A 21,435-nucleotide genomic window follows, 5' to 3' on the forward strand; every position below is an offset into this window, starting at 1 on the left:
GTGCCGATCGGGTGGATCGGCGGCAGGTACACCACGTCGAACCCCATCGCCGCGATCGCCGGCAACCGCCGGGCCGCCGTGCGAAAGGTGCCGTGGGGTTGCGCCGCGGTCCCCTCGGAGCGGGGGAAGAACTCGTACCAGCTGCCGTACAGTGCCCGCTCCCGCTCCACCAGCAGCGGCAGCGGCTCGGACGTGCTGACCAGGTCCCGCAGCGGGTGCAGGTCCAGGACCTCGTCCACCTCGGGCGCCAGCGCCGCCGCGAGCCGCACCGCCGGGGGCAGCGAGTCGTCGCGCAGCCGCCGCGCCGCGTCGAGCAGCACACCGCGGCCGGCGTCCCCCGGCACGCCGGCCGCCGCCCGCTCGAAGAGGTCGGCACCCTCCTCCAGGACCAGCCCGGGGTCGATTCCGGCCGGGACCTTGATGCCCGCCGCATGACGCCAGGTGGCCACCGGGTCGCTCCAGGCCTCCACCCGGAACGTCCACCGGCCGACGGCGTCCGGGGTGACCTTGGCGCCCCAGCGGTCGCTGCCGGGAGCCAGCTCCCGCATCGGCGTCCACGGACCGGGTCGGCCCTCGGGATCCTTGAGCACGACGTTGGCGGCCACCGCGTCGTGCCCCTCGCGGAACACGGTGGCGGTGACCTCGAACGTCTCTCCCACGACCGCCTTGGCCGGCCGGTTGCCGCTCTCCACGGCCGGGCGGACGTCCCGTACCGGGATACGGCCGATGGCCCGGGTCCTCGTCATGGTCCTCACCTCCACCGTGCTCGGGAACCGGGCCGCACGGCCCGGTTCGGGGACAGTTGCGTGCGGGAAGGGCGTCACCTTCCCGCAGGGGACCGCCGTTCCGCGGCCGGGGCCCTCCGCTCGGCCACCGGGGACAGGCGCTCCGCCGCCGGCGCTCTCCGGGCGATCGCGGCGGCCGCCGCGCGGGGCCGCTCGCCCGGTTCCTGCAGACGGGTGAGCTGCGGCTCCTGGAGGCGGGCGACCTGCGTCTCCGGCAGGGTGCCGGCCGGGTGGGAGCTCAGGTACCGCTCGGCCGCGTCCGCCGCCTCGCGGGCACAGCGCTTGCCCATCAGTACGCAGAGCGTGTAGCCGGAGTCCTCGAACGTGGTCCGCACCGTGCGGTCGTGCGGAGCGGCGAGCATCACGCGTTCCCAGGCCCGGTAACGCCGCAACTGCCGGGCGACTTCGGCTTTGGCGGGTAGCAGCATGGCGCCGATCACCTTTCGGGCTCGAGGGGCACGGTCTCCCGACGGTCGGACGGCATGCCGTGCGCGAACAGCGGCACGGACCCGTGACGGCGATCGAGTTCTTGACACATAGTGCACGGGTGACGACGCAGCGTCTTGTTGGAACTTCAACCATTGGTGGCAGCCGTGCGCCGTTCGGGGCCCGCCGGCCGCTCACCTGTGTGCTCAAGGGCCTCAGGCGTGCGCTCGTGTTGCACGAACGGGCTAGCACCCCCACTCTGAGGGTGACTCAGAAGCGATACACGCTCACGCTCTGTGTTCGGGGCTCGTTCCGCAGACCGCGGACGAGGAGGAGCTGAGCTTCGCGGTGAGGAGCCGACCGATGAAGACCGCAGTGCCCTGCTACTACCACCTCGACGTGGAAGTCAGCCCGGAACGGGTGGGACAGGTCAGCCGCATTCTGGCCGCTCACCTGAGGTTCTGGGACCTGGAGAACCTGGTCAAACCCGTCTGCGGCGGTGCCGAGATGCTGCTCAAGGCCATCGACGAGCACGCCACGGACAAGAACACGTCGATCGAGATGTGGTGGAACGGGCAGCACCTGATCACCGCCATCGGGGACAACGACCGGGCCCTGCGCCCCGACCAGGAGCTGCGCGGCTGCCTGGAGCACCTCGCCGCGATGAGCGACGGCTGGGGATGCTGCGCCACCGAGACGGGCAGCAAGATCATCTGGTTCTCCCAGCGTGCCCGGGCCGGCGAGCGCGTCCCGCTGGTGCCGACCGCGCCCCCGCCGCGCGAGAGCGAGGGCCTGGAGGTGCCCCGCGAACTCCCGGTGGCGCACTTGGCCGCCCCGGCCCTCACCGAGGACGTCCTCCTGGAGGACGCCCGGTGACCCGGCGTCAGACACGGAAAGGGGTGTCCGCGTGGAGCGGGCGCCCCTACCCGCTCGGCGCCGACCACGACGGGGAGGGCACCAACTTCGCGCTCTTCAGCGAGGTGGCCGAACGCGTCGAGCTGGTCCTCGTCGACGACGACGGCACCCACACGCGGGTGCCGCTGAACGAGGTCGACGGCTTCGTCTGGCACGGCTACCTGCCCGGTGTCGGCCCCGGCCAGCGCTACGGCTACCGCGTCCACGGGCCCTGGGCGCCTGCCGCGGGGCACCGCTGCAACCCGGCGAAACTGCTGCTCGACCCGTACGCCCGCGCGGTGGACGGGCAGATGGACAACCACCCCTCGCTCTACGAGCGCAACCCGGACGGACCGGACCCGGCCGACAGCGCCGGGCACACCATGCTCGGCGTGGTGACCGACCCGGCCTTCGACTGGGGCGACGACACCCGGCCCGGCCGGCCCTACGCCGACACCGTGATCTACGAGGCGCACGTCAAGGGCCTGACCCGCACCCACCCCGAGGTGCCCGAGGAACTGCGCGGCACCTACGCCGGGCTCGCCCACCCCGCGATCGTCGAGCACCTGACCTCGCTGGGCGTCACGGCCGTCGAGCTGATGCCCGTGCACCAGTTCGTCCACGACGGGGTGCTGCACGACCGCGGCCTGTCCAACTACTGGGGCTACAACACCATCGGCTTCTTCGCGCCCCACAACGGCTACGCGGCCCGGGGCACGCGCGGACAGCAGGTCGCCGAGTTCAAGCAGATGGTCAAGACCCTGCACGCGGCCGGGCTGGAAGTGATCCTCGACGTGGTCTACAACCACACCGCCGAGGGCAACGAGAAGGGCCCGACGCTGTCCTTCCGCGGCATCGACAACTCCTCGTACTACCGCCTGGTCGACGGCGACTGGGAGCACTACTACGACACCACCGGCACCGGCAACAGCCTGCTGATGCGCCACCCGTACGTGCTCCAGCTGATCATGGACTCGCTGCGGTACTGGGTCACCGAGATGCACGTCGACGGCTTCCGCTTCGACCTCGCGGCCACCCTGGCCCGGCAGTTCCACGAGGTGGACCGGCTCTCGGCGTTCTTCGACCTGATCCAGCAGGACCCGGTGATCAGCCGCGTCAAGCTGATCGCCGAGCCGTGGGACGTCGGCGAGGGCGGCTACCAGGTGGGCAACTTCCCGCCGCTGTGGTCGGAGTGGAACGGCATGTACCGCGACGCGGTCCGGGACTTCTGGCGCGGCGAGGACCACACCCTGGGGGAGTTCGCGTCCCGGCTGACCGGCTCCTCCGACCTCTACGCGCACCACCGGCGCCGGCCGCGCGCCAGCGTCAACTTCGTCACCGCGCACGACGGTTTCACGCTGCGCGACCTCGTCTCCTACAACGACAAGCACAACCAGGCCAACGGCGAGGACAACCAGGACGGCGAGAGCACCAACCGGTCCTGGAACTGCGGCGCCGAGGGCCCGGCCCGGGACCCCGCCGTACGGGAGCTGCGCACCCGCCAGCAGCGCAACTTCCTGGCGACGCTGCTGCTGTCCCAGGGCATCCCGATGCTCTGCCACGGCGACGAACTCGGGCGCACCCAGCACGGCAACAACAACGCCTACTGCCAGGACAACGAGATCTCCTGGATCGACTGGCGGCTCACCGAGGAGCAGCGCGACCTGCTGGAGTTCACCCGGTACCTCATCCGGCTGCGCACCGGGCACCCCGTGTTGCGCCGCCGCCGCTTCTTCCTCGGCGAGACGCTCATCCGCGCCGACCAGCCGCTGCCCGACCTGGTCTGGCTCGCGCCCGACGCCCGCGAGATGACCGACGACGACTGGCAGCGCGGCGACGCGCACTCCGTCGGCGTCTTCCTCAACGGCGACGCCATCGCCGAACCCGACACGCGCGGACGGCCCGTCGTCGACGACTCGTTCCTGGTGCTGTTCAACAGCCACTGGGAGCCGGTCGACTTCCGCCTCCCGGGCGCCGCCTACGGCGAGCGCTGGACGGCGCTGATCGACACCGCGGACCCGGAGGCCACCCCCGACGAGGCGGAGCACAAGGCGGGCACGGGCCTCACGGTCGGGGCGCGCAGCCTGGTCCTGCTGTCCCGCCCCTCGAAGGCGGGCCATGGCCGGGCCGGATGACGCGCACGAAGGCGCCGGCCCCGCGGACCGAGCGGTCCGCGGGGCCGGCGGCTGTGCCCGGTCAGCGGTCGCGGCGCGTCGTCACCGTGAACTGCGCGCCGTCGTGGTCGCGCAGCACCGCCTCGTCGCCCCCCTTGGACAGCACACTGCCGCCGTGCAGCTCCGCGGCCCGGGCGCAGGCCTCCACGTCGTCGACGAAGAAGTGCACCTGCCAGTGCGGCCGGATCGTCGGATCGGGAGCCGCCTCCAGCGCGCCCGACTCGATCCGCGCCACGACGTCACCGCGGCTGCGCAGCACGACCTCGCCGCCCTCGTAGTGGACCTCGCAGCAGCCGTTGCGCTCCGAGGCCCAGTCGAGGACCTCGCCGTAGAAGATGGCCGCGTCGAAGGCGTCGCGGGTGTGCAGCGTGATGAAGGCGGGCTGCGCGGTGCGCCAGGTCTCCCAGTCGGTGAACAGGTCGCCCTCCCAGATCCCGAAGGTCGCCCCGTCCCGGTCCGCGAGCAGGGCCGCCCGCCCGGGCGGCAGCGAGATCGGGCCGACCGCGACCGTGCCCATGCGCTCCTGCACCCGCGCCGCGGCGTCGTCGGCGCTGCGCACGGCGAAGTACGGCGTCCACGCCACCGCCATCTGCCACATGGTCGCCACCCCGGCGATCCCGGCCACCGGCGAGCCGTCGACCAGCGCGATCCGGAAGCGGTCGCCGAGTTTGGCCGGCCGCCATCGCCAGCCCAGTACGGCCCCGTAGAACTCCTCCGTCGCCTCGACGTCCCGGCTGGTCAGACTCACCCAGCAGGGTGCCCCGAACACGGAGTGCGAGGAGAGGACGTCCTTCGTGCCGAAGGAGGTGGGCCTGTCGTGGTTCATGTCGTTCGCGTCCTGATCTCATCGGCCTGGCAGCCACCGGCAGTGTCCTACCAGTGTCCGACCGGAACCGTGGTGGGCGCCTGCCGAGTACCCCGGCGGCGGCGCCGAAACGGGGCGGGGAACCGGCCCGGTCCGCCCCGGTGGCAGCGGGCGGGCCCACTGACGACGATGGAGAGGTCGAACACTGCGTCAGGGCACTCAAGCACTCTGTCACGCCATCGGGACAGCGGCGCACCGGACCGGGAGGTGACCATGCCCACGGACGGGGGCTCGGAGCGGATCCTCGCACTGCAGGAAGAGGTCCAGCAGCTGAAGGAGGCCGTGGTCTCGCACGCCGTCGTCGACCAGGCGATCGGGATGGTGGTGGCACTCGGCCGCATCTCGCCCGACCAGGGATGGGCGGTGCTGAAGGAGGTCTCCCAGCACACCAACATCAAGCTGCGCAGCGTCGCGGAACTGATCCTCGTCTGGGGGCGTACCGGGGTGATGCCCGCGCAGATACGGGCCGCCCTCGAGGACGCCCTCGACCGCACCGGGCCCACGCAGGTCCCGGAGGCGCCCGAGGGACCGGGAGTGCCGCCGGAGCCGTGACCTCCGGCGGCACTGGCCTGCCGGGCTCCGCCCGTCAGCGGGTCTCGGCGAGCAGTTCCTCGCGCAGCTGGGCGAAGCAGCCGCTGAGCAGCCGGGACACGTGCATCTGCGAGATGCCGAGCTGCTCGGCTATCCGGCTCTGCGTCATGCCCTTGAAGAACCGCAGGTAGAGGATGATCCGCTCGCGCTCGGGCAGCGCCTGGAGGCAGGGCCGGACGGCCACGCGGTCGACGACGGTGTCGAAGGCGGGGTCGGGCCCGCCGATCGCGTCCCCCAGGGCGTAGCCGTCCGTGCCCGGCATCTCCGCCTCCAGCGACAGCGCGGAGAAGCACTCCAGCGCCTCCATGCCGGTGCGCACCTCGGCCTCGGTGAGCCGGGCGTGGACGGCGATCTCGGCGACGGTGGGGGAGCGGCCGGAGGTGGTCTGCGACAGCTCCTTGGCGGCCTGCCGCACCCGGTTGCGCAGGTCCTGGACCCGGCGGGGGACGTGCAGCGTCCACATGTGGTCGCGGAAGTGGCGCTTGACCTCTCCCGTGACGGTGGGGACGGCGTAGGCCTCGAAGGCGTTGCCGCGGGCCGGGTCGTAGTGGTCGACGGCCTTGACGAGGCCGAGGGCCGCCACCTGGTACAGGTCCTCCAGGGACTCCCCGCGTCCCCGGAAGCGGACCGCGATCCGCTCGGCCATCGGGAGCCAGGCCTCGACCAGTTCGTCGCGCAGGGCCTTGCGCTCGGGCCCCTCGGGCAGTCGCCTGAGCCGTTCGAACCGTGCGGCGGTGTCGGGCGCGTCGTCGTGGGGGTGCGTTCGGGTGCTGCCGGCGATACGCATGGTGCGCACCTCCCTGAGCAGGTGCGGAAGGGACGGTGACCATGGGAGGCGCGGAGTCGGACCGCGCGGGGTACCCGGGGCACGGCTGACCGGCTCCCACGGACGTGCCTCCTGTCCGAAGCACTTTCCCTGCCCGCCTCCGGACAGGGAACAAGGGAAACAATTCCGACAATACGGCATTCGAGGTGGCTCGGCCCTGCCGTGGCCCCGTCGGCCCCTCCGGGCCCACCCGGCGGGGCGCGCGCCTTGTTGATCTTCACTCCTGGAAGTGATGTGCGGCACGCCCGGGCAAGCGCTTTCTACGTCGGCTGCCGGATAACCGCTGGGCACGGCTTGATCGCCGATCAAAACGGGTGAACTGCCTGGCCACAGCGCATTCTGCGCATTTGACAGTGCGCTGAGACCACAGATAGGAAGCAGCTTCCAGAGGTCGAGAGGTGCAGCGTGTACGAGCCGAACGTGGTCGGGGACTGGCAGGAGTACGACGAGCATGCCGGTCTGCGGGTCCGCGTCCACCGTCTGGAACTGGCGGAGCCGCCCCGGGGGCGCGACGACGCCGCCGAGGGGCTGACCTACTTCTGCCTCCGCGTCACGGTCGAGAACCGCGGCAGCCGGCACCTCGGCGTCCACCTCGAGGACGGCCAGATCGACGTACGGATCGGCCCGGACGGCGAGAGTGCCTTCCTCGACTGGCGCAACTCGCAGTTCATCGAGGGCTTCGACGTCTATCCGCTGCGCCGCGTCACGGCCGTGCTCTACGCGGCCGGCGCCGAGGCGTCCCTGGGTCTGGTGGACGTGCAGGTGCAGTTGCGCGTCGAGGAGGAGTGGACCGGCCGCCGGCTGTGGTCCGGTTCCATCGGCGCCCACGACGGCGCCACCGCGGCCCAGCAGGGCGCCGTGCGCGACAGTCTGGCGCACCAGGTGAGCGTCTTCCTGCGGGACCAGGCGGAGGAAGGCACCGCCTGATCCCGTGTCAGGGCGCCGCGGCGGTCAGTGCGGGATGCCGTCGATGATCTCGCGGGCTCCCTGGCGCAGCAGGGCCACGGCGACGGAGGTGCCGAGCGTGGCCGGGTCGAGCCGGCCCGCCCACTCGTGGGCGTTCAGCCGCGTCTTGCCGTCGGGCGTGAACACGCAGGCGCGCAGGGACAGTTCACCGCTGCGGTCCACCCGTGCGAACCCGGCGATGGGGCTGTTGCAGTGTCCCTGCAGCACGTGCAGGAACATGCGCTCGGCGGTCGTCTCCCGGTGGGTGTCCGGGTCGCCGAGACCGCTCACCGCGTCGATCAGGTCGGCGTCGTCCTCGCGGCACTGCAGGGCCAGGACGCCGGCGCCGATGGGCGGCATCATCGTCTCGGTCGACAGGATCTCGCTGATCACGTCGGTGCGGCCGATGCGCTCCAGGCCGGAGACCGCGAGCAGCAGGGCGTCGGCCTCTCCGGCCCCCAGCTTCGCCAGGCGCCGGTTGGCGTTGCCCCGGAACGGCACGCACTCCAGGTGCGGATGCGTGGCGGCGAGCTGGGCGACCCGGCGCACCGAGGAGGTGCCGATGCGGGTCCCGGCCGGCAGTTCGTCCAGGGTGAGCCCGTCCGGGTGGATCAGGGCGTCGCGGATGTCGTCCCGCTTGAGGAACGCGGCGAACACCGTGCCCGCGGGGAGCGGCCGGTCGGCGGGCACGTCCTTCACGCAGTGCACGGCGAGGTCGGCCTCGCCGGCCAGCAGGGCCGCGTCGACCTCCTTGGTGAAGGCGCCCTTGCCCTCGACCTTGGACAGATCGCCCATCCACTTGTCGCCGGTGGTCTTCACCGGGACGACCTCGGTGCGTACTCCGGGGTGGGCGGCGGTCAACTCGGCCCGGACGCGCTCGACCTGGGCGAGCGCCATCGGGGAGTCGCGGGAGACGATGCGGATCAGTTCGGGGACGGACATGCGGACACGATAGACCCTGCGGCGGGTGCGTCCGTGCCGAACCGTCCCGAACTGCGTCTTGGCGCACGTCAGTTCGGGATCCGTCGCCGGCCGCCCCGCGGTGCGTCGGACAGCCGGGCGCGGCGCCTGTTCCGGGCCTGCGATGCCTGACAGATGTCAGGACCGCCGCCGCCCGGCACTGCCTACAGTCGGGACGGCGACCGGGGAATCCCCCGGGAGCCGACCCGTCACGGCATCGAAAGGAACGCCATGCGCAAGAGGACCGCGGCGGCATGGGCCGCCGCCGGAGCGCTCGCCCTCGTGGTCACCACGTCCCAGAGCGCCGCAGCCGACGGGCACGGCCGTGGCTGGTACGGCGTGTGGGCCGACGGGGTCAACGTCCGCGACAGCAACGAGGGCGACTGCATCCACGCGCCGGGCACCGCCAACTGCCCCACGGTGATCGGCCAGATCAACTCCTGGGACGAGGTGCTGGTGTACTGCCAGGTCCCGGGCCAGTCGGTCGGCGGCAACCCGTACTGGCTGATGGTCCAGCCCCGGGGCTGGGACAAGTACGGGATCATCTCCAGCTACTACGTGGAGAACAGCACCAACTGGATCGACGGTGTGCCCGGCCTGAACGGCTGCGTGATCTAGGCGGCCACGGCCGGCTCCGGGCAGCCGTCCCGCCGGGAGTGCCCGGGCGGCCCCGGCACCCCCGGCGGGGCCGGGCGGGATCAGGCGTACGGGTCGAAGGCGATGCCCGAGGGCTTCGCCTTCGCCAGGTGGTTCGCGAAGTCGCCGTCCTTCAGGCCGAAGTGGGCGCTGCCGAAGTCGTGGGCGGCGAGCTTGTCGCGCACCCCGGCCGGGTAGCCGTTCCAGCCCACCAGCGCCGGGTACTGCCAGGTGCCCTTGTGGTTCTCCGGCGGCTCGTCGCCCGAGCCGGCCAGGCGGAAGCAGTGGGTGCTGATGCCGTCCTTGTGGTAGACGATCTTGGGGTGCTTGCCGTCGAAGCGGACCGCGGACGCCGGGTGCACGTCGAACGAGCCGTGGGCCGAGGTCGACACGTACTTGACCTGGTCGTCCTGCACGAACACGGCGACGTGCTCGAAGTCGTGGCGGTGGCCGCCGATGCTGCTGCCGGCCACGGCCTGGTCCTTCTCGAAGTAGAGCGCGTACAGGATCGCGCACCAGCCGTTGTTGCACTTGGCGCGCGCGTAGCCGTTGGTGTTGTCCAGGTCCGAGGCGTCACGGCAGTTGCCGTTCAGGGCGCCCGTCGGGTTGAGCCCGCCGTTCACCGTGCCGTCCGGGCCGATCGCGGGCGTCGAGTAGCAGCCGTCGGTGTCGTAGTCGTAGGCCGGCTGGTACGTCCGCTCCAGCGCGTCCGCGTTCGCGGGCAGTGCCTGCGGCGGGGCCGCGAAGGCCGTGGCGGGGAAGGCCAGGACGAGGGCCGCGGCACCGGCCGCTCCGGTGAGCCATCTCCTGCTGTGGGTGAACGGGCGTGACGACACTGCGTCCTCCTCATGTCCGGGCGCAGCCAGGCGGCTGTGGGGGAAAGGGAGGTTCAGCTTCCAGGTTGAGCGCGTCCATGCCAAGAGGGGGGCGGGGTCCCAACGGTGAATCACAGCCCAATAGTTGGGGACCCGTCGGCGATTCAGACCAGGTCGTCCGGGATGTCGGCAGCCGCCTCCTCCGGCGCGAGATCGGGGCGCAGCCGCAGCCAGGACGGCTGCCGCAGCAGTCCCTCCCGGGTGCGGGTGCTGTAGCGGACCTCGCCCACCAGCCGGGGCAGCACCCAGTGCGCGCCCGGGGCGCGCGGCGCCGGGTCGAAGGGGCACACGCCGGTCGCCGCGGCCGCCAGCAGCGCGGCCAGTTCCCTGCGTTCGGCCTCGCTCCAGCCGGTGCCCACGCTCCCGACGTACCGCAGCCGCCCCGCGGCGCGCTGTCCGACCAGCACCGCGCCCGGCAGGCCCGTGAGCCGTCCCTTGCCGGGCTGCCAGCCGCCCACCAGGACGTCCTCGGTGCGCATGTTGCGGATCTTGATCCAGGCGCGGGAGCGCACTCCCGGCTCGTACACCGAGTCCAGCCGCTTGCAGACCAGGCCCTCCAGGCCGTGCTCCCGGGTGGCGCGCAGCGCCTCGGCGCCGTGGCCGACGAGCGCGGCCGGGGTCGACCAGGAGGGGCCGCTCAGACCGAGGTCCTCCAGCGCCGAGCGGCGTCGGGCGTAGGGCAGGCGCAGCAGCGACCGGCCCGCCAGGTGCATCACGTCGAACAGCACGAGGTGGGCCGGGACCTCCGCCGCCCGCCGCGCCGCCCGGGCCGGTGCGTGCGCCAGGCCCATACGGGACTGCAGCAGCTGGAAGTCCGCGCGGCCCTGGGCGTCCAGGGCCAGGATCTCGCTGTCCAGCACGGCGGGCGTGGCGCCGAGCGCCGAACCCAGCGCCCGGAGCTCGGGATAGGCGTCCGTGATCTCCTCGCCGGACCGGGCCCGCAGCAGCACGCCGCCGTCCCCGGGGAGGTAGACCACCACGCGCTGGCCGTCCTGCTTGGTCTCGTAGGCCCAGCGCGCGTCCTGCGCGGGCGGCGGCAGGGAGCCGGGCGTGGCGAGCATGGGCGGGATCAGCGGCAGGTCCACGGGTGAGTCTTCGACGGGCCGGGACGCGGTCACGCGCGCTGCCCGGGTCTTTCGCCTGATCGGCGTCCGCACGGCAGCGCCCCGATCTACCCCACGCTGTTCCACCGTATGGTCGACGACTTCCTCGCCCACGCGGCGGACGAGGAGCCGGAGCGGCAGCCGGCGGCCGCGGGCAGGGCCTGAGCCCCGCCCGTCCCGACCGGCGCCGCGGCGGCGGACCGTCACCCGGGCCGCCCCCTCACACCTCCCGGTCACCGCCCCGCCGCGTCACGGGCGTTCCCGCGCCCGACGGCCGCGGTGCCCGGGGGACCCGGCTCCCGCAAGCGGCACAACAGCAGCCGGCCCACCGCGGGCAGGGCGATCAGCGGGAGCAGGGCCGTCCGCAGTGACGTCGCGTCGGCCAGCGCCCCGAGCGCCGGAGCCGCGAGACCGCCCGCGCTCACCGCCAGGCCCAGCGTGACCCCGCTCGCGGTGCCCACCCGCCGGGGCAGGAAGTCCTGGCCCAGCGTGATGTGCAGCGAGAACGGCACGTACAGCCCCGCCGACGCCAGCGCGACGAACAGGAACACCGGCGGACCCGGCACCAGGACCACACCGGCCACCGCCGGAACCGTCAGCGCGTAGGACCGGCGTACCACCGCCGTCCGCCCGTACCGCTCGGCCAGCCGGCCCCCGGCCAGCGTCCCCGCCGCGCCTCCGGCGTACAGCACGCACAGCGCCGCCGTGCCGGCCGCCTCCCCGCCGCCCGTGCGCTCGCGCACGTACAGCGAGACGAACGCGCTCAGCCCCACGAACACGACCGACCGGCAGATCACGGCACCGGAGAGCCGCAGGAACGACGGCCAGTCGTCCCGGCCCCCGGCGGGCGGCACACCGGCCTTCCCGGTCCCGGCCCCCGCCGAGCGCACCGCCGCCGCGCACAGCGCCGCCCCCACCACGGCCGGCACGGCCAGCAGCGGGGAGGCGCCCAGACCGCCCAGGGACATCACACCGAGGACGAGCAGCGGCGCCAGGGCGAAACCTGCGTTGCCGCCGAAGGAGAACCAGCTCATGCCGGTGTGCCGGCCGCCCGCGACGGCCCGCGCCGCCCGGGCGGCCTCCGGGTGGTAGGCGGCCACCCCGGCCCCGGAGACCGCGACCACCGCCAGGGTCAGCGCGTACGAGCCGGTCACCCCGCACAGGCCGACGCCGGCCCCGGCCGCCAGCGCGCTCACGGGCAGCAGCCACGGCATCGCCCACCGGTCGGTGAGGATCCCGAACAGCGGTTGCACCAGCGACGACAGCAGGGAGGCGGCCAGGACGACACCGGAGGCGGCGGCATAGGAATAGGCGCGCTCGGCGACGAAGTACGGCACGAGCGCGGCCACGGCACCCTGGTACACGTCCACGCAGGCGTGTCCCAGGGACATCAGGGCGACGGGCCTTTTGCGGCGGGAAGCGGTCACCCCGCGATCGTCGTCCGCCGCGACCCTGGCCCGCTTCCGATAATCTGCCGGACTGTGCCGAACACCCGCCACTCGTCCACGGCGCCCACCCGGGCCCAGCGGCTCACTGCCGGCGACCGCATCGACGCGCACCGGCACGACGACCACCAGATCGTCTACGCGGGGACCGGAGTCGTCGCCGTCACCACCGACGCCGGCACCTGGTTCGCGCCCGGCACCCGCGCCATCTGGGTGCCCGCCGGCGCCGTGCACGCCCACCGCGCCCACGGCCGGCTCGACCTGCACCTGGTCGGACTGCCCGCCGCCGACAACCCCCTCGGCCTGGACCACCCGGCCGTCCTCGCCGTGAGCCCGCTGCTGCGCGAGCTGATCCTCGCCTACACCCGGGACCCGGCCGACGACAGCCCCGAACGCCGCCGGCTGCGCGCCGTGCTGCGCGACCAGCTCCGCCTCTGCCCGCAGCAGCCGCTGCGCCTGCCCACGCCCACGGACCCGCGGCTGGCCGCCGTCTGCGCGCTCGTGCACGACGACCCGGCCGATCCGCGCACCCTCGCCGACCTCGCAGCCGCGACCGGCGTGGGCGAGCGCACGCTCAGCCGGCTCTTCCGCGGCGAGTTCGGCATGACGTTCCCGCAGTGGCGCACCCAGTCGCGGCTCTACCACGCGCTGCGGATGCTGGCCGACGGCCTGCCCGTCACGACCGTCGCCCACCGCTGCGGCTGGTCCTCGGCCAGCGCGTTCATCGACGTCTTCCGCCGGTCCTTCGGCTACACGCCCGGCGCCGGCCGGCGATCGCAGGGCCCACCGCACTGACGTGTCTACCGTCCAGTAATATCGCGCGGCAGGCCATCTGAGGAGGAACCGTGCCCCGGTCCGAACGCTCGCCCCTGCTGCTCGCCGGCCTGCTGGCCACCGCGGGAGCAGCCCACTTCGCCGTGCCGCGCCAGTTCGACGCGATCGTCCCGCGCAGCCTCCCGGGCAGCCCCCGGGCCTGGACCTACGCCAGCGGAGTCGCCGAACTCGCCCTCGCCGCCGGTCTCGCGCTGCCGCGGACCCGCAGGACGGCCGCACTGGCCACCGCGGCGTTCTTCGTCGGGGTGTTCCCCGCCAACGTGAAGATGGCCGCCGACTGGCGCCACCGTCCCGCACCGCAGAAGGCGGCGGCGTTCGGGCGCCTGCCCCTGCAGGTACCGCTCGTGCTCTGGGCCCGGGGCGTGGCGAAGAACGCGCAGGGCCGGCCGTGACCGCCCGGCCGGAAGCCGGCGACAAGGTCGAGGACTTCACGCTGCCCGACGAGACCGGCACCGAACGGAGCCTGTCCGGGCTGCTCGCCGAGGGCCCCGTCGTCCTCTTCTTCTACCCGGCGGCCCTCACCGCCGGGTGCACCGCGCAGGCCTGCCACTTCCGCGACCTGGCCGCCGAGTTCGCCGCCGCCGGCGCCCGGCCGGTCGGCATCAGCGGCGACGCCGTCGAGCGTCAGCAGGAGTTCAGCGCACGGCACTCCCTCGGCATGCCGCTGCTGTCCGACGCCGACGGCTCGGTCCGCGAGCGCTTCGGCGTGAAGCGCGGCTTCTCCCTGGCGCCCACCAAGCGCACGACGTTCGTCATCGCGCAGGACTTCACCGTCCTGGACGTCGTCCGCAGCGAACTGCGCATGAACGCCCACGCCGACCGGGCGCTCGCCGCCCTGCGTGCCCACCGGAGCTGACGCCACCGGGAGGCGCCGGTGTCCGAGGGCCGCGCCGCCGCCCTCCACGGCCGACGTCCCGGCCGCCTCCGGGGCGATCCGGGCGAGGGTGCGGCCCGACCCGCGGCACGGGCCCGGCGGGGGCCGGGGGCCGCCGTGCCCACGCCTTCCGGCACCGGCACGTCCCACCAGCAGCCACGTCTCCTCCTCGGTACCGCCGCCGCGGAACCGGGTCAGGCGCAGTCGCCGCGCAGCGCGGACCCGTTCAGCCGGAACGTGGGGTGGTGCCCGCGCCGCAGCGGCTCCGCGAAGCCGGCCGTCCGGCGGGGTCGTGGCTCAGCGGCTCGTGCGTGCCGCGGTCCCGGACGATCACGGTGCCGCCGCCGTAGCCGGGGCGGGGGATCACGCCCCCGTCGGGATCGGCCAGGACGTCAGGACGCCGTCGGCCTGGAGGGGTGAGGCGAGGTGCGTCGGCCGCCGAGGGCGGCCATCCGTCAGAACTCCTCGTGCGCCTCGGGGTCCCCGCCGAGCCGCCGGTGCGCCCGGTCCGCGACGGCCCGCATCTCCTCCTCGCCCAGCTCGAACCCGAAGACGTCGAGGTTGGCGCGCTGCCGCTCGGGGTTCGCCGACTTCGGGACCGGTACTGCGCCCAGCTGGACGTGCCAGCGCAGCACGACCTGACCGGGCGACACCCCGTGCCGCCCGGCGATCCGCGCCACGGCCGGGTCGTCCAGCAGCGCCGAGCCCCGGCCCAGCGGGCTCCAGCTCTCCGTGCGGATGCCCTTGCCGGCGTGGAAGGCGCGCAGGTCGTCCTGCGGCAGCAGGGGGTGCAGCTCGATCTGGTTGACCGAGGGCAGCACACCGGTCTCCCGCTCCAGCCGCTCGATGTGCCCGGCGGTGAAGTTCGAGACGCCGATCGACCGCACGAGCCCCTCCTCACGCAGCTTCACCATGGCCTTCCAGGAGTCGGCGTACCGGTCCACGCGGGGCAGCGGCCAGTGGATCAGGTAGAGGTCGACGTACTCCAGGCCCAGCCGGGTTCGCGACTCCTCGAAGGAGGCCAGCGTCTCCTCGTAGCCGTGGTGGCGGCCCGGGAGCTTCGTCGTCACGACGATCTCCTCGCGCGGCACGACACCGGCGGTCACGGCCCGGCCCACCCCGGTCTCGTTGCGGTAGTTCGCCGCCGTGTCGATCAGGCGGTAGCCCGCCTCCAGGGCGGAGAGCACCGCCTGCTGCGCCTCGTCGTCGCCGAGCGGCCAGGTGCCCAGACCCAGGGCGGGCAGCGAGGTGCCGTCGTTGAGCGTGTACGCCGGAATGCTGATCACGAGGGGGCCTTCCGTTGACTGTGTCGTCCCCCCAGCGTCACCGACAGGGGCAGCGGTGATCAACCGGACGGCCCGGGGGCGAGGACACCCGCGTGGTCGCCTCCGGCGGGGATGACTGTCACGATCTCCGGGAAGGACCACGCCCACGACCAGCGGAGTGCTCATGACGACGGACAGCCGCACGACGGACGAGGCCGCGCGGGACGCCGGAGTGGAGGTGAGGCCGGTCGCCGGGTTCATCGGCGCCGAGATCGGCGGGGTCGATCTGGCCGCGGACCTCGACGACGCCGTGGTCGCCGCGATCCGTGCGGCGGTGCTGCGGTGGAAGGTGGTGTTCTTCCGGGGGCAGCGGCTGGACCACGCCCGGCACGTGGCGCTCGCGCGGCGGTTCGGCGAGCCGGTCGTCCTGCCGCGCCGCGGCAGGGCCTCGCCCCCGGACGTCCCCGAGATCGAGACCACCGCCGACCGGCTGGAGCTGGGCGGGCGCTACGGCATGGAGCACGACGAGTGGCTGCGGCGCCGCCGCCACACCCTGCTGCGCGGCTGGCACTGCGACCACGGCGCCCGCGTCGACCCGCCCGCCGCGACGATCCTGCGCGCCGAGACGGTCCCGCCCTACGGCGGCGACACCACCTGGTCGAACCTGGCGGCCGCCTACGCCGGACTCTCCGCGCCCCTGCGGACGTTCGCCGACGGGCTGCGCGCCGAGCACCGGCTCGGCGTCGGCTACCAGCCCCGGCCCGGCGACGACGCCTACGCGCGCCACCTGCTGGACCGTCAGGTCGCCACGCTGCACCCCCTGGTGCGCGTCCACCCCGAGACGGGCGAGCGGATCCTGTACGTCAACGGCTACTACGTCGAGCAGATCGCCGGCCTCTCCCGGCCCGAGAGCGGCGCGATCCTCCAGTTGCTGCTGGAGCAGGCGGTCCGGCCCGAGTACACGGTCCGGTTCCGCTGGGAGCCGGGCAGCGTGGCCTTCTGGGACAACCGCGCGACCATGCACCTGGCCCCCGGTGACACCGCGCACCTGGACCACCCGCGCGTCATGCACCGGGTGATGCTCGCCGGGGACGTGCCCCGCGGGGTGGACGGCACGCCCTCCGAGGCGATCACCGGCAGCGCGCCCGGGCAGTGGTGACCCGTCAGCGCAGCGGGATCGTCACCTCGTCCTCGACCGGCGGGTCCAGCTCCTGGGCGCGGTTGCCGGTGGCGGCGTAGCAGCGCAGCCGGACGGACTCCGGGGAGACGTCCAGGCGCAGGAAGCACTTGAAGAACGGCGGGCTGTACGTCGCCGACCCCGGCGAGAACAGCGACGTGTAGATCTTCCGCACGGGCAGCCGAAGCCGCCTGGCCCGGTCGGGCCGGCGGCCGGTGCCGAGCAGCCCGGCCACCAGGCGCATCCGCCGGGTCACCCGCACCGGGCCGCCCGGGGCGCGGGTCGGCCCGATGCCGAGGCGCTCCGCGATCACCGCGGTCGCCTCGGCCTCGGTCAGGGCGAAGAAGCGCGGCATCCGCAGCCGCCGGCCGTAGAGCCGGCTGTAGAAGGCGAGCGAGTCGCCGCGCAGCGGATAGCAGCGGAAGTCCTCCTCGGTGACGTGGGCGACGTCGACCCGGGGGATCGTGTGGGTGGCGTGCGTGAACGCGCCGCCGCCGCCCGCGACGACGTACTGCAGGGTGCGCCCGTCGTCCAGCCGGACCGGGTAGCGCTGGTAGTTGTGGATGTCGCCGCCGATCGCCGCCACGTAGTGGTGCGCGGGGTCGCGGACGATGTCGTCGACCGTACCGCCGCCCTCGACGGCGCACGGCTTGCGCCTGCCGTCCACGTACAGGGGCGAGCCGGTCACCAGGATCTTCGGGCGCGGCCCCCGGGAGACCTCGCGCAGCCAGGCGCCCTGCTCGGCGTCGACCGTGCCGAGCAGCCCCGTGTCGATGCCGACGATCCGCACCGGCCCGGCGTCCACCGCCCAGTACGGTCCCGGCTGGACGGCCTGCTGGGCGGGGGAGGAGCGCAGCTTGCGGTGCTCGTCGAGGTCCCGGCCGTCGTCCGGACGCGGCCGGTGCCACAGCAGGGAGCGCAGCCACGCCCGGGTCAGGGGCCGTGGCCGGGGCTCCGGCGGCAGGGGCGGGGCGTCGTCGCAGAAGACGCGCATGAAACCGCCGAGGTCCTCGTACCAGTCGTGGTTGCCGGGGATCGCGTAGACCGGTGCCGGGTAGTCCCGGTAGGGGCGGAAGAACTTGGTGCCGTAGTCGTCCGCGCTGCCCACCGGGTAGATGACGTCACTGGCCAGGATGGCGAAACGGGTGTCCTGACCGGCCTTCAGCAGGCCCGGCACGACGGCGTACTGGGGGTCGTCGCCCTCGCCCGTGTCGCCGATGACGAGGAACGAGAACCGGTCCGGGTCCTCGCGCCGGATCACCTTGTCGGCCGGGGCGCCCGCGGCCTCCCGCTGCGCCACCCAGCGGCTGCGGATCCGGCCGGTGGGATCCCCGAAAAGGGACGCCAGCACGCCGTTGCGGGCGGCCCACAGCATCCGCGGGTCCAGCCAGGAGATCTTCTCGGTCTTCGGCGGCATCAGCCGCTGGTACGCACCGCGTTCGGCGGTACCCCAGCCGGCGCCTTCGGCGGTATCACGTGAGGACTCGGACACCGGTGCACGGTAACAATCCGTCAGGAGAGCGTCGGCGGGCGGGTTCCCCCCACCGCCCGGGCGAGATCACCCCCCGTGCGGGAACGTGCGCCGCAGCAGGCCGAGCAGCGCCGACCAGTGCCGCTCGTCGCCCTCCTCGTGGTACGCCGCCGTGTCGGCCTGCGTGAAACCGTGCGGCGCCCCGGTGTACACCTCGCACCGGTGGCGGACGCCGGCGGCGGTCAGGGCCCGCTCCAGGCGGTCGATCTGCTCCCGCGGCAGCGAGGGGTCCTGGTCGGCGTGGCCGAAGTACAGCTCGGCGGTGACCCGGCCGGCCACCAGGTGCGGGCTGTCCGGCGCGTCCGTCGCCAGCCGTCCGCCGTGGAAGCCGGCCGCGGCGGCGACCCGCTCCGGGTACGTGCCCGCGGTCAGCAGCGACAGCCGGGCGCCCATGCAGTAGCCGGTCAGCGCCACCGGCCCCGGCGCCACCACGGGCGACCCCGCCAGCCAGTCCAGCCAGGCACCGGCGTCGGCCATCGCCCGCTCGTTCGTCAGCTCCCGCATCATCGGCGTGATCCGCTCGAAGAGCTCCGGCCGCGCCCCCGGGTCGATGAGCTCGGGCAGGTCGACCAGCGGGGCACGCCCGTGCCGGTGGAACAGGTTCGGCACCAGCACCGTGTAGCCCTCGCCGGCCAGCCGGTCCGCCATGGACCGCAGCCGCGGACGCAGCCCGAAGGCGTCCATGAACAGCAGCACGCCCGGGCGGGCGGCCCCGTCGGCGGGGTGGGCCAGGTAGGCGTCGGCGGTGCCGTCCCCGGCGGGGACGTCGACGGCGGTTCCCTGTACGGCGGTCATGGCGGCGCTGCCTCTCTGCGGGGCGGGGACCGGGAACCGGTCCGCGTGACCGGGCGGATCACGGTCATCGTGACACGCCCCGTCCCGCGGCGTCCGGCCCGCCCCTGCGTACGGGGCGGCCGTGAACCCCCCTTGGCCGGCGCTTTACTCGAACCGTGAGGTGTCGCCCGCGCCGTGCCGCACGATCTCGGCCTCCCCGCCGGAGAAGTCGATGACGGTCGTCGGTTCCGTGCCGCATTCGCCGGAGTCCACCACTCCGTCCAGGACGTGGTCGAGCTCGTCCTTGATCTCCCAGCCCTGTGTCATCGGCTCCTCCTCGCCGGGCAGCAGCAGCGTGCTGGACAGCAGCGGCTCGCCGAGCTCCGCGAGCAGGGCCTGGGTGACGACGTGGTCGGGGATGCGCACCCCGACCGTCTTCTTCTTGGGGTGCTGCAGCATGCGCGGCACCTCCTTCGTCGCGGGCAGGATGAACGTGTAACTGCCGGGCGTCGACGCCTTGATCGCGCGGAACACGTCGTTGTCGATGCGTACGAACTGGCCGAGCTGCGCGAAGTCCTGGCACACCAGGGTGAAGTGGTGCCGGTCGTCCAGCTTGCGGATCGCCCGGATCCGTTCGATGCCGTCCCGGCTGCCCAGGCGGCAGCCCAGTGCGTAGCAGGAGTCCGTGGGGTAGGCGACAAGAGCGCCCGCGCGGATGCTGTCGGCGATCTGGCCGATGGTGCGCGGCTGGGGGTTGTCGGGGTGCACGTCGTAGTACTTCGCCATTCACCGAGCTTATGCCGCCCGGGCGCGCCGGGTGCGCAGGGCCGGGTGCCGGGCCCGCGGGCGGCCGACGTGGGACGTCTGGGGTAACGTCCCCGACCGGTGCGCCGAAGACGGTGCCAGGAGGGAGGGGAAGGCCGAGGTGGCTGGCCGAGAGGACGGGAACCGGCAGCAGGAGACGCCCGCGGGAGCGAGTCCGGCGTGGGAGCGGGAACTGCTGGAGCATCTGCGCCCGGCCGGGCGCGACGTGCGCAGGGTCGTCGACTGGCTCTCCGGCGCCGTGCGGGCCGCGGTGGCCCTGCAGGACGCCGCCGGGAACCTCGTCGCCGGCACGCGTCTCCCCCTGGACGAGGACCTCGTCGCGGACATCACCAGCGGCCGGATCGCCTCCGCCGCCTGGCAGAGCCGGGAACGCCACCTGCGCCTGGTCCGGGTGGAACACCCCTCGCGCGCCTGCGTCCTGGCCGTGTCCCGCGAGGCCCCCTTCGACCGGCAGGCCTCCGACGTCGTCACGCACACCGCCCAGGTCGTGGAGCTGCTGCTGACGGCACGCGAGTCGACCGCGGCCGGGCACCGGCTCCGGCGGGCCACCTCCGACCTGCGCCTGGCCATCCTGCAGTTGCTGATGGTCGAGGACACCATGGCCGCCCGCCGCGTGGCCGCCGGGCTCTGGCCCGGGCTGCTCGACGCCGACACCGCGTGCGTGTACGTCGTCGAGTCCGCGCCCGCCGTACGCGACCGCATCGCCGAGGAGTGCCTGGACCGCACCCGGGAGGACGCCCTGGTGGTGCGCTGCCCCGCCATGGACGGGCACGTGATCGTCGTCGGCCCGCGCGACACCACCGGCGAGGCCCTGCGCTCCCTGGTCGCCCGGCACTCCGGCCTCTTCCTCGGCGGCAGCGTCCGGCAGAGCCTCGCCCGTACCGCCACCGCCTACGGCCAGGCCGTCAGCGCCCTCGCCGTCGCGCACTTCCGGCCCGACAAGACCGCCGTCTACGCCGAGCGCACCCACCCCGAGCGCCTGATGGACCCGGCGGCGCTGCGCGGCTGGACGGCCCGGCTGCTGCGCCCGCTGGACACCCTGGCGCACCACACCCGGGCCGAACTCCTCGCCACCAGCCGGCTGGGCCTGGAGTTCACCGCCGTCAACGCCGCCAAGGTCCTCGGCGTCAGCCGCAACACCGTCCGCGCCCGCATGGAACGCGTGGAGGCCCTGCTCGGCACGGACTTCGCCGACCTCACGGTGCGGGCCGTCGTCCATCTGGCGCTCAACACGCAAGTGGGCCTGCCCGACGCCCACTTCGCCGGCGACACCGGGCGGCCCGGGCCCCGGCTCCCCGACCTGCTGTCCGGGTCCGCCGTGCGCACCTGGGCCGAGGACCTGCTCGGGCGGCTGGACGCGGACGCCCGCAACCCGCGCCGGACGCTGCGCACCTGGATCGCCGCCGGCGGCAACGCCGAACGGGCGGCGCAGGACCTCGGTGTCCACGCGCAGACCGTGCGCGAACACGTCCGCAGCGCCGAACCGGTCCTGGAACGCCAGCTGCTGGCGGGCGGCACCGACCTGTACGAGGTCGTGCTCGCCCACCTGGCCGTCGGCGACCTCGGCCTGCCGCGTTTCCACTGCGACGACTGACGGTTTTTTGCCTCAGGGGCAACCGGTCAGGCGGGT

22 protein-coding genes and 1 pseudogene are annotated in these 21,435 nt (G+C 73.7%); 10 read left to right on the top strand and 13 right to left on the bottom strand.

What is annotated here, in order from left to right; all coding sequences use genetic code 11:
- Positions 1-746: maltotransferase domain-containing protein (locus tag ABZY20_RS29260; RefSeq protein WP_356445246.1), on the bottom strand; the 746-nt coding region annotated here is incomplete at its 3' end.
- 74 nt (positions 747-820) lie between these two features.
- Positions 821-1,213: a DUF5133 domain-containing protein gene (locus ABZY20_RS29265; protein ID WP_356445248.1), complete on the bottom strand. Its 393-nt coding sequence runs from the start codon at positions 1,211-1,213 to the stop codon at positions 821-823.
- Between the two features lie 361 nt (positions 1,214-1,574).
- On the opposite strand from ABZY20_RS29265, the gene ABZY20_RS29270 reads away from it, so the two are divergent.
- Together ABZY20_RS29270 and glgX are read left to right on the top strand one after the other, a co-directional pair.
- Positions 1,575-2,087 carry a pep a2 gene (locus ABZY20_RS29270; protein ID WP_356445250.1) on the top strand — a complete coding sequence of 171 codons (513 nt, stop codon included), beginning with the start codon at positions 1,575-1,577 and terminating at the stop codon, positions 2,085-2,087.
- Positions 2,084-4,240: a glycogen debranching protein GlgX gene (gene glgX / locus ABZY20_RS29275; protein ID WP_356445252.1), complete on the top strand. Its 2,157-nt coding sequence runs from the start codon at positions 2,084-2,086 to the stop codon at positions 4,238-4,240. Before ABZY20_RS29270 ends, glgX begins: the two co-directional genes overlap by 4 nt.
- 61 nt (positions 4,241-4,301) lie before the next feature.
- Here glgX and ABZY20_RS29280 read toward each other — a convergent pair whose 3' ends face one another.
- Positions 4,302-5,105 (bottom strand): VOC family protein, encoded by an 804-nt coding sequence (locus ABZY20_RS29280; RefSeq protein ID WP_356445254.1) that lies wholly within the window; start codon positions 5,103-5,105, stop codon positions 4,302-4,304.
- A gap of 252 nt (positions 5,106-5,357) precedes the next feature.
- Here ABZY20_RS29280 and ABZY20_RS29285 point away from each other — a divergent pair, with 252 nt between their 5' ends.
- Positions 5,358-5,696 carry an ANTAR domain-containing protein gene (locus ABZY20_RS29285; protein WP_356445256.1) on the top strand — a complete coding sequence of 113 codons (339 nt, stop codon included), beginning with the start codon at positions 5,358-5,360 and terminating at the stop codon, positions 5,694-5,696.
- Positions 5,697-5,730: 34 nt separating this feature from the next.
- Here the strand turns inward: ABZY20_RS29285 and ABZY20_RS29290 are convergent, their stop codons facing one another.
- The gene (locus ABZY20_RS29290) at positions 5,731-6,522 is read right to left on the bottom strand and encodes an RNA polymerase sigma factor SigF (protein ID WP_356445258.1); all 792 of its coding nucleotides are present in this window, start codon (positions 6,520-6,522) and stop codon (positions 5,731-5,733) included.
- Between the two features lie 444 nt (positions 6,523-6,966).
- Here ABZY20_RS29290 and ABZY20_RS29295 point away from each other — a divergent pair, with 444 nt between their 5' ends.
- On the top strand, positions 6,967-7,488 hold the full coding sequence (locus ABZY20_RS29295) for a hypothetical protein (RefSeq protein WP_356445260.1): 522 nt from the start codon (positions 6,967-6,969) through the stop codon (positions 7,486-7,488).
- 24 nt (positions 7,489-7,512) lie between these two features.
- On the opposite strand, the gene hemC is transcribed toward ABZY20_RS29295, so the two are convergent.
- A complete protein-coding gene (hemC, locus tag ABZY20_RS29300; RefSeq protein WP_356445262.1) occupies positions 7,513-8,448 on the bottom strand; it encodes a hydroxymethylbilane synthase in 936 nt (311 codons plus the stop codon).
- A gap of 249 nt (positions 8,449-8,697) precedes the next feature.
- Here hemC and ABZY20_RS29305 point away from each other — a divergent pair, with 249 nt between their 5' ends.
- A complete protein-coding gene (locus ABZY20_RS29305; protein ID WP_356445264.1) occupies positions 8,698-9,084 on the top strand; it encodes a hypothetical protein in 387 nt (128 codons plus the stop codon).
- A gap of 80 nt (positions 9,085-9,164) precedes the next feature.
- On the opposite strand, the gene ABZY20_RS29310 is transcribed toward ABZY20_RS29305, so the two are convergent.
- From ABZY20_RS29310 to ABZY20_RS29320, 3 genes are all read right to left on the bottom strand, one after another.
- On the bottom strand, positions 9,165-9,938 hold the full coding sequence (locus tag ABZY20_RS29310; RefSeq protein WP_356445266.1) for an NPP1 family protein: 774 nt from the start codon (positions 9,936-9,938) through the stop codon (positions 9,165-9,167).
- A 143-nt stretch (positions 9,939-10,081) separates the two neighbouring features.
- The gene (gene ligD, locus ABZY20_RS29315) at positions 10,082-11,062 is read right to left on the bottom strand and encodes a non-homologous end-joining DNA ligase (protein WP_356445268.1); all 981 of its coding nucleotides are present in this window, start codon (positions 11,060-11,062) and stop codon (positions 10,082-10,084) included.
- A 251-nt stretch (positions 11,063-11,313) separates the two neighbouring features.
- Complete coding sequence (locus ABZY20_RS29320; protein ID WP_356445456.1) at positions 11,314-12,471, bottom strand: MFS transporter; 1,158 nt, start codon at positions 12,469-12,471, stop codon at positions 11,314-11,316.
- 90 nt (positions 12,472-12,561) lie between these two features.
- Between ABZY20_RS29320 and ABZY20_RS29325 the strand changes: the two genes are divergently transcribed.
- From ABZY20_RS29325 to ABZY20_RS29335, 3 genes are read left to right on the top strand one after another with little or no spacing between them, the layout of a single operon-like run.
- The gene (locus ABZY20_RS29325) at positions 12,562-13,320 is read left to right on the top strand and encodes a helix-turn-helix transcriptional regulator (RefSeq protein ID WP_356445270.1); all 759 of its coding nucleotides are present in this window, start codon (positions 12,562-12,564) and stop codon (positions 13,318-13,320) included.
- Positions 13,321-13,370: 50 nt separating this feature from the next.
- Positions 13,371-13,751, top strand: a complete 381-nt coding sequence (locus ABZY20_RS29330; protein WP_356445272.1) for a DoxX family protein — start codon at positions 13,371-13,373, stop codon at positions 13,749-13,751.
- Positions 13,748-14,215: a peroxiredoxin gene (locus ABZY20_RS29335; RefSeq protein ID WP_356445274.1), complete on the top strand. Its 468-nt coding sequence runs from the start codon at positions 13,748-13,750 to the stop codon at positions 14,213-14,215. The genes ABZY20_RS29330 and ABZY20_RS29335 overlap by 4 nt, the downstream gene beginning before the upstream one ends.
- A gap of 165 nt (positions 14,216-14,380) precedes the next feature.
- Here ABZY20_RS29335 and ABZY20_RS29340 read toward each other — a convergent pair.
- Both ABZY20_RS29340 and ABZY20_RS29345 read right to left on the bottom strand, forming a co-directional pair.
- Positions 14,381-14,603 (bottom strand): annotated as a pseudogene (locus ABZY20_RS29340) (3'-phosphoesterase); the annotation flags it as partial.
- 85 nt (positions 14,604-14,688) lie between these two features.
- Positions 14,689-15,519, bottom strand: coding sequence for an aldo/keto reductase (locus tag ABZY20_RS29345; protein ID WP_356445276.1), 831 nt, complete (start codon positions 15,517-15,519; stop codon positions 14,689-14,691).
- A gap of 163 nt (positions 15,520-15,682) precedes the next feature.
- Between ABZY20_RS29345 and ABZY20_RS29350 the strand changes: the two genes are divergently transcribed.
- Positions 15,683-16,657 (top strand): TauD/TfdA family dioxygenase, encoded by a 975-nt coding sequence (locus tag ABZY20_RS29350; protein ID WP_356445278.1) that lies wholly within the window; start codon positions 15,683-15,685, stop codon positions 16,655-16,657.
- Between the two features lie 4 nt (positions 16,658-16,661).
- On the opposite strand, the gene ABZY20_RS29355 is transcribed toward ABZY20_RS29350, so the two are convergent.
- The 3 genes from ABZY20_RS29355 to ABZY20_RS29365 all read right to left on the bottom strand — a co-directional run bounded on the left by ABZY20_RS29355 (position 16,662) and on the right by ABZY20_RS29365 (position 19,766).
- Positions 16,662-18,167 (bottom strand): metallophosphoesterase, encoded by a 1,506-nt coding sequence (locus ABZY20_RS29355; RefSeq protein ID WP_356445280.1) that lies wholly within the window; start codon positions 18,165-18,167, stop codon positions 16,662-16,664.
- Between the two features lie 66 nt (positions 18,168-18,233).
- Complete coding sequence (locus ABZY20_RS29360; RefSeq protein WP_356445281.1) at positions 18,234-19,001, bottom strand: dienelactone hydrolase family protein; 768 nt, start codon at positions 18,999-19,001, stop codon at positions 18,234-18,236.
- Between the two features lie 144 nt (positions 19,002-19,145).
- Positions 19,146-19,766 carry an L-threonylcarbamoyladenylate synthase gene (locus ABZY20_RS29365; RefSeq protein WP_356445283.1) on the bottom strand — a complete coding sequence of 207 codons (621 nt, stop codon included), beginning with the start codon at positions 19,764-19,766 and terminating at the stop codon, positions 19,146-19,148.
- A 139-nt stretch (positions 19,767-19,905) separates the two neighbouring features.
- Between ABZY20_RS29365 and ABZY20_RS29370 the strand changes: the two genes are divergently transcribed.
- Complete coding sequence (locus tag ABZY20_RS29370; protein ID WP_356445285.1) at positions 19,906-21,399, top strand: helix-turn-helix domain-containing protein; 1,494 nt, start codon at positions 19,906-19,908, stop codon at positions 21,397-21,399.
- Positions 21,400-21,435 lie beyond the last annotated feature (36 nt).

Origin of the sequence: Streptomyces sp. NPDC006624 (genome assembly GCF_040611555.1) — a bacterium.
Lineage (GTDB): Bacteria > Actinomycetota > Actinomycetes > Streptomycetales > Streptomycetaceae > Streptomyces.

Bases quoted from the DNA above. Each gene is read 5' to 3' on its own strand.
- ABZY20_RS29265 (WP_356445248.1), bottom strand. From the start codon at position 1,213: ATGCTGCTACCCGCCAAAGCCGAAGTCGCCCGGCAGTTGCGGCGTTAC.
- ABZY20_RS29270 (WP_356445250.1), top strand. From the start codon at position 1,575: ATGAAGACCGCAGTGCCCTGCTACTACCACCTCGACGTGGAAGTCAGC.
- ABZY20_RS29280 (WP_356445254.1), bottom strand. From the start codon at position 5,105: ATGAACCACGACAGGCCCACCTCCTTCGGCACGAAGGACGTCCTCTCC.
- ABZY20_RS29285 (WP_356445256.1), top strand. From the start codon at position 5,358: ATGCCCACGGACGGGGGCTCGGAGCGGATCCTCGCACTGCAGGAAGAG.
- ABZY20_RS29290 (WP_356445258.1), bottom strand. From the start codon at position 6,522: ATGCGTATCGCCGGCAGCACCCGAACGCACCCCCACGACGACGCGCCC.
- hemC (WP_356445262.1), bottom strand. From the start codon at position 8,448: ATGTCCGTCCCCGAACTGATCCGCATCGTCTCCCGCGACTCCCCGATG.
- ABZY20_RS29305 (WP_356445264.1), top strand. From the start codon at position 8,698: ATGCGCAAGAGGACCGCGGCGGCATGGGCCGCCGCCGGAGCGCTCGCC.
- ABZY20_RS29320 (WP_356445456.1), bottom strand. From the start codon at position 12,471: ATGTCCCTGGGACACGCCTGCGTGGACGTGTACCAGGGTGCCGTGGCC.
- ABZY20_RS29350 (WP_356445278.1), top strand. From the start codon at position 15,683: ATGACGACGGACAGCCGCACGACGGACGAGGCCGCGCGGGACGCCGGA.
- ABZY20_RS29360 (WP_356445281.1), bottom strand. From the start codon at position 19,001: ATGACCGCCGTACAGGGAACCGCCGTCGACGTCCCCGCCGGGGACGGC.
- ABZY20_RS29365 (WP_356445283.1), bottom strand. From the start codon at position 19,766: ATGGCGAAGTACTACGACGTGCACCCCGACAACCCCCAGCCGCGCACC.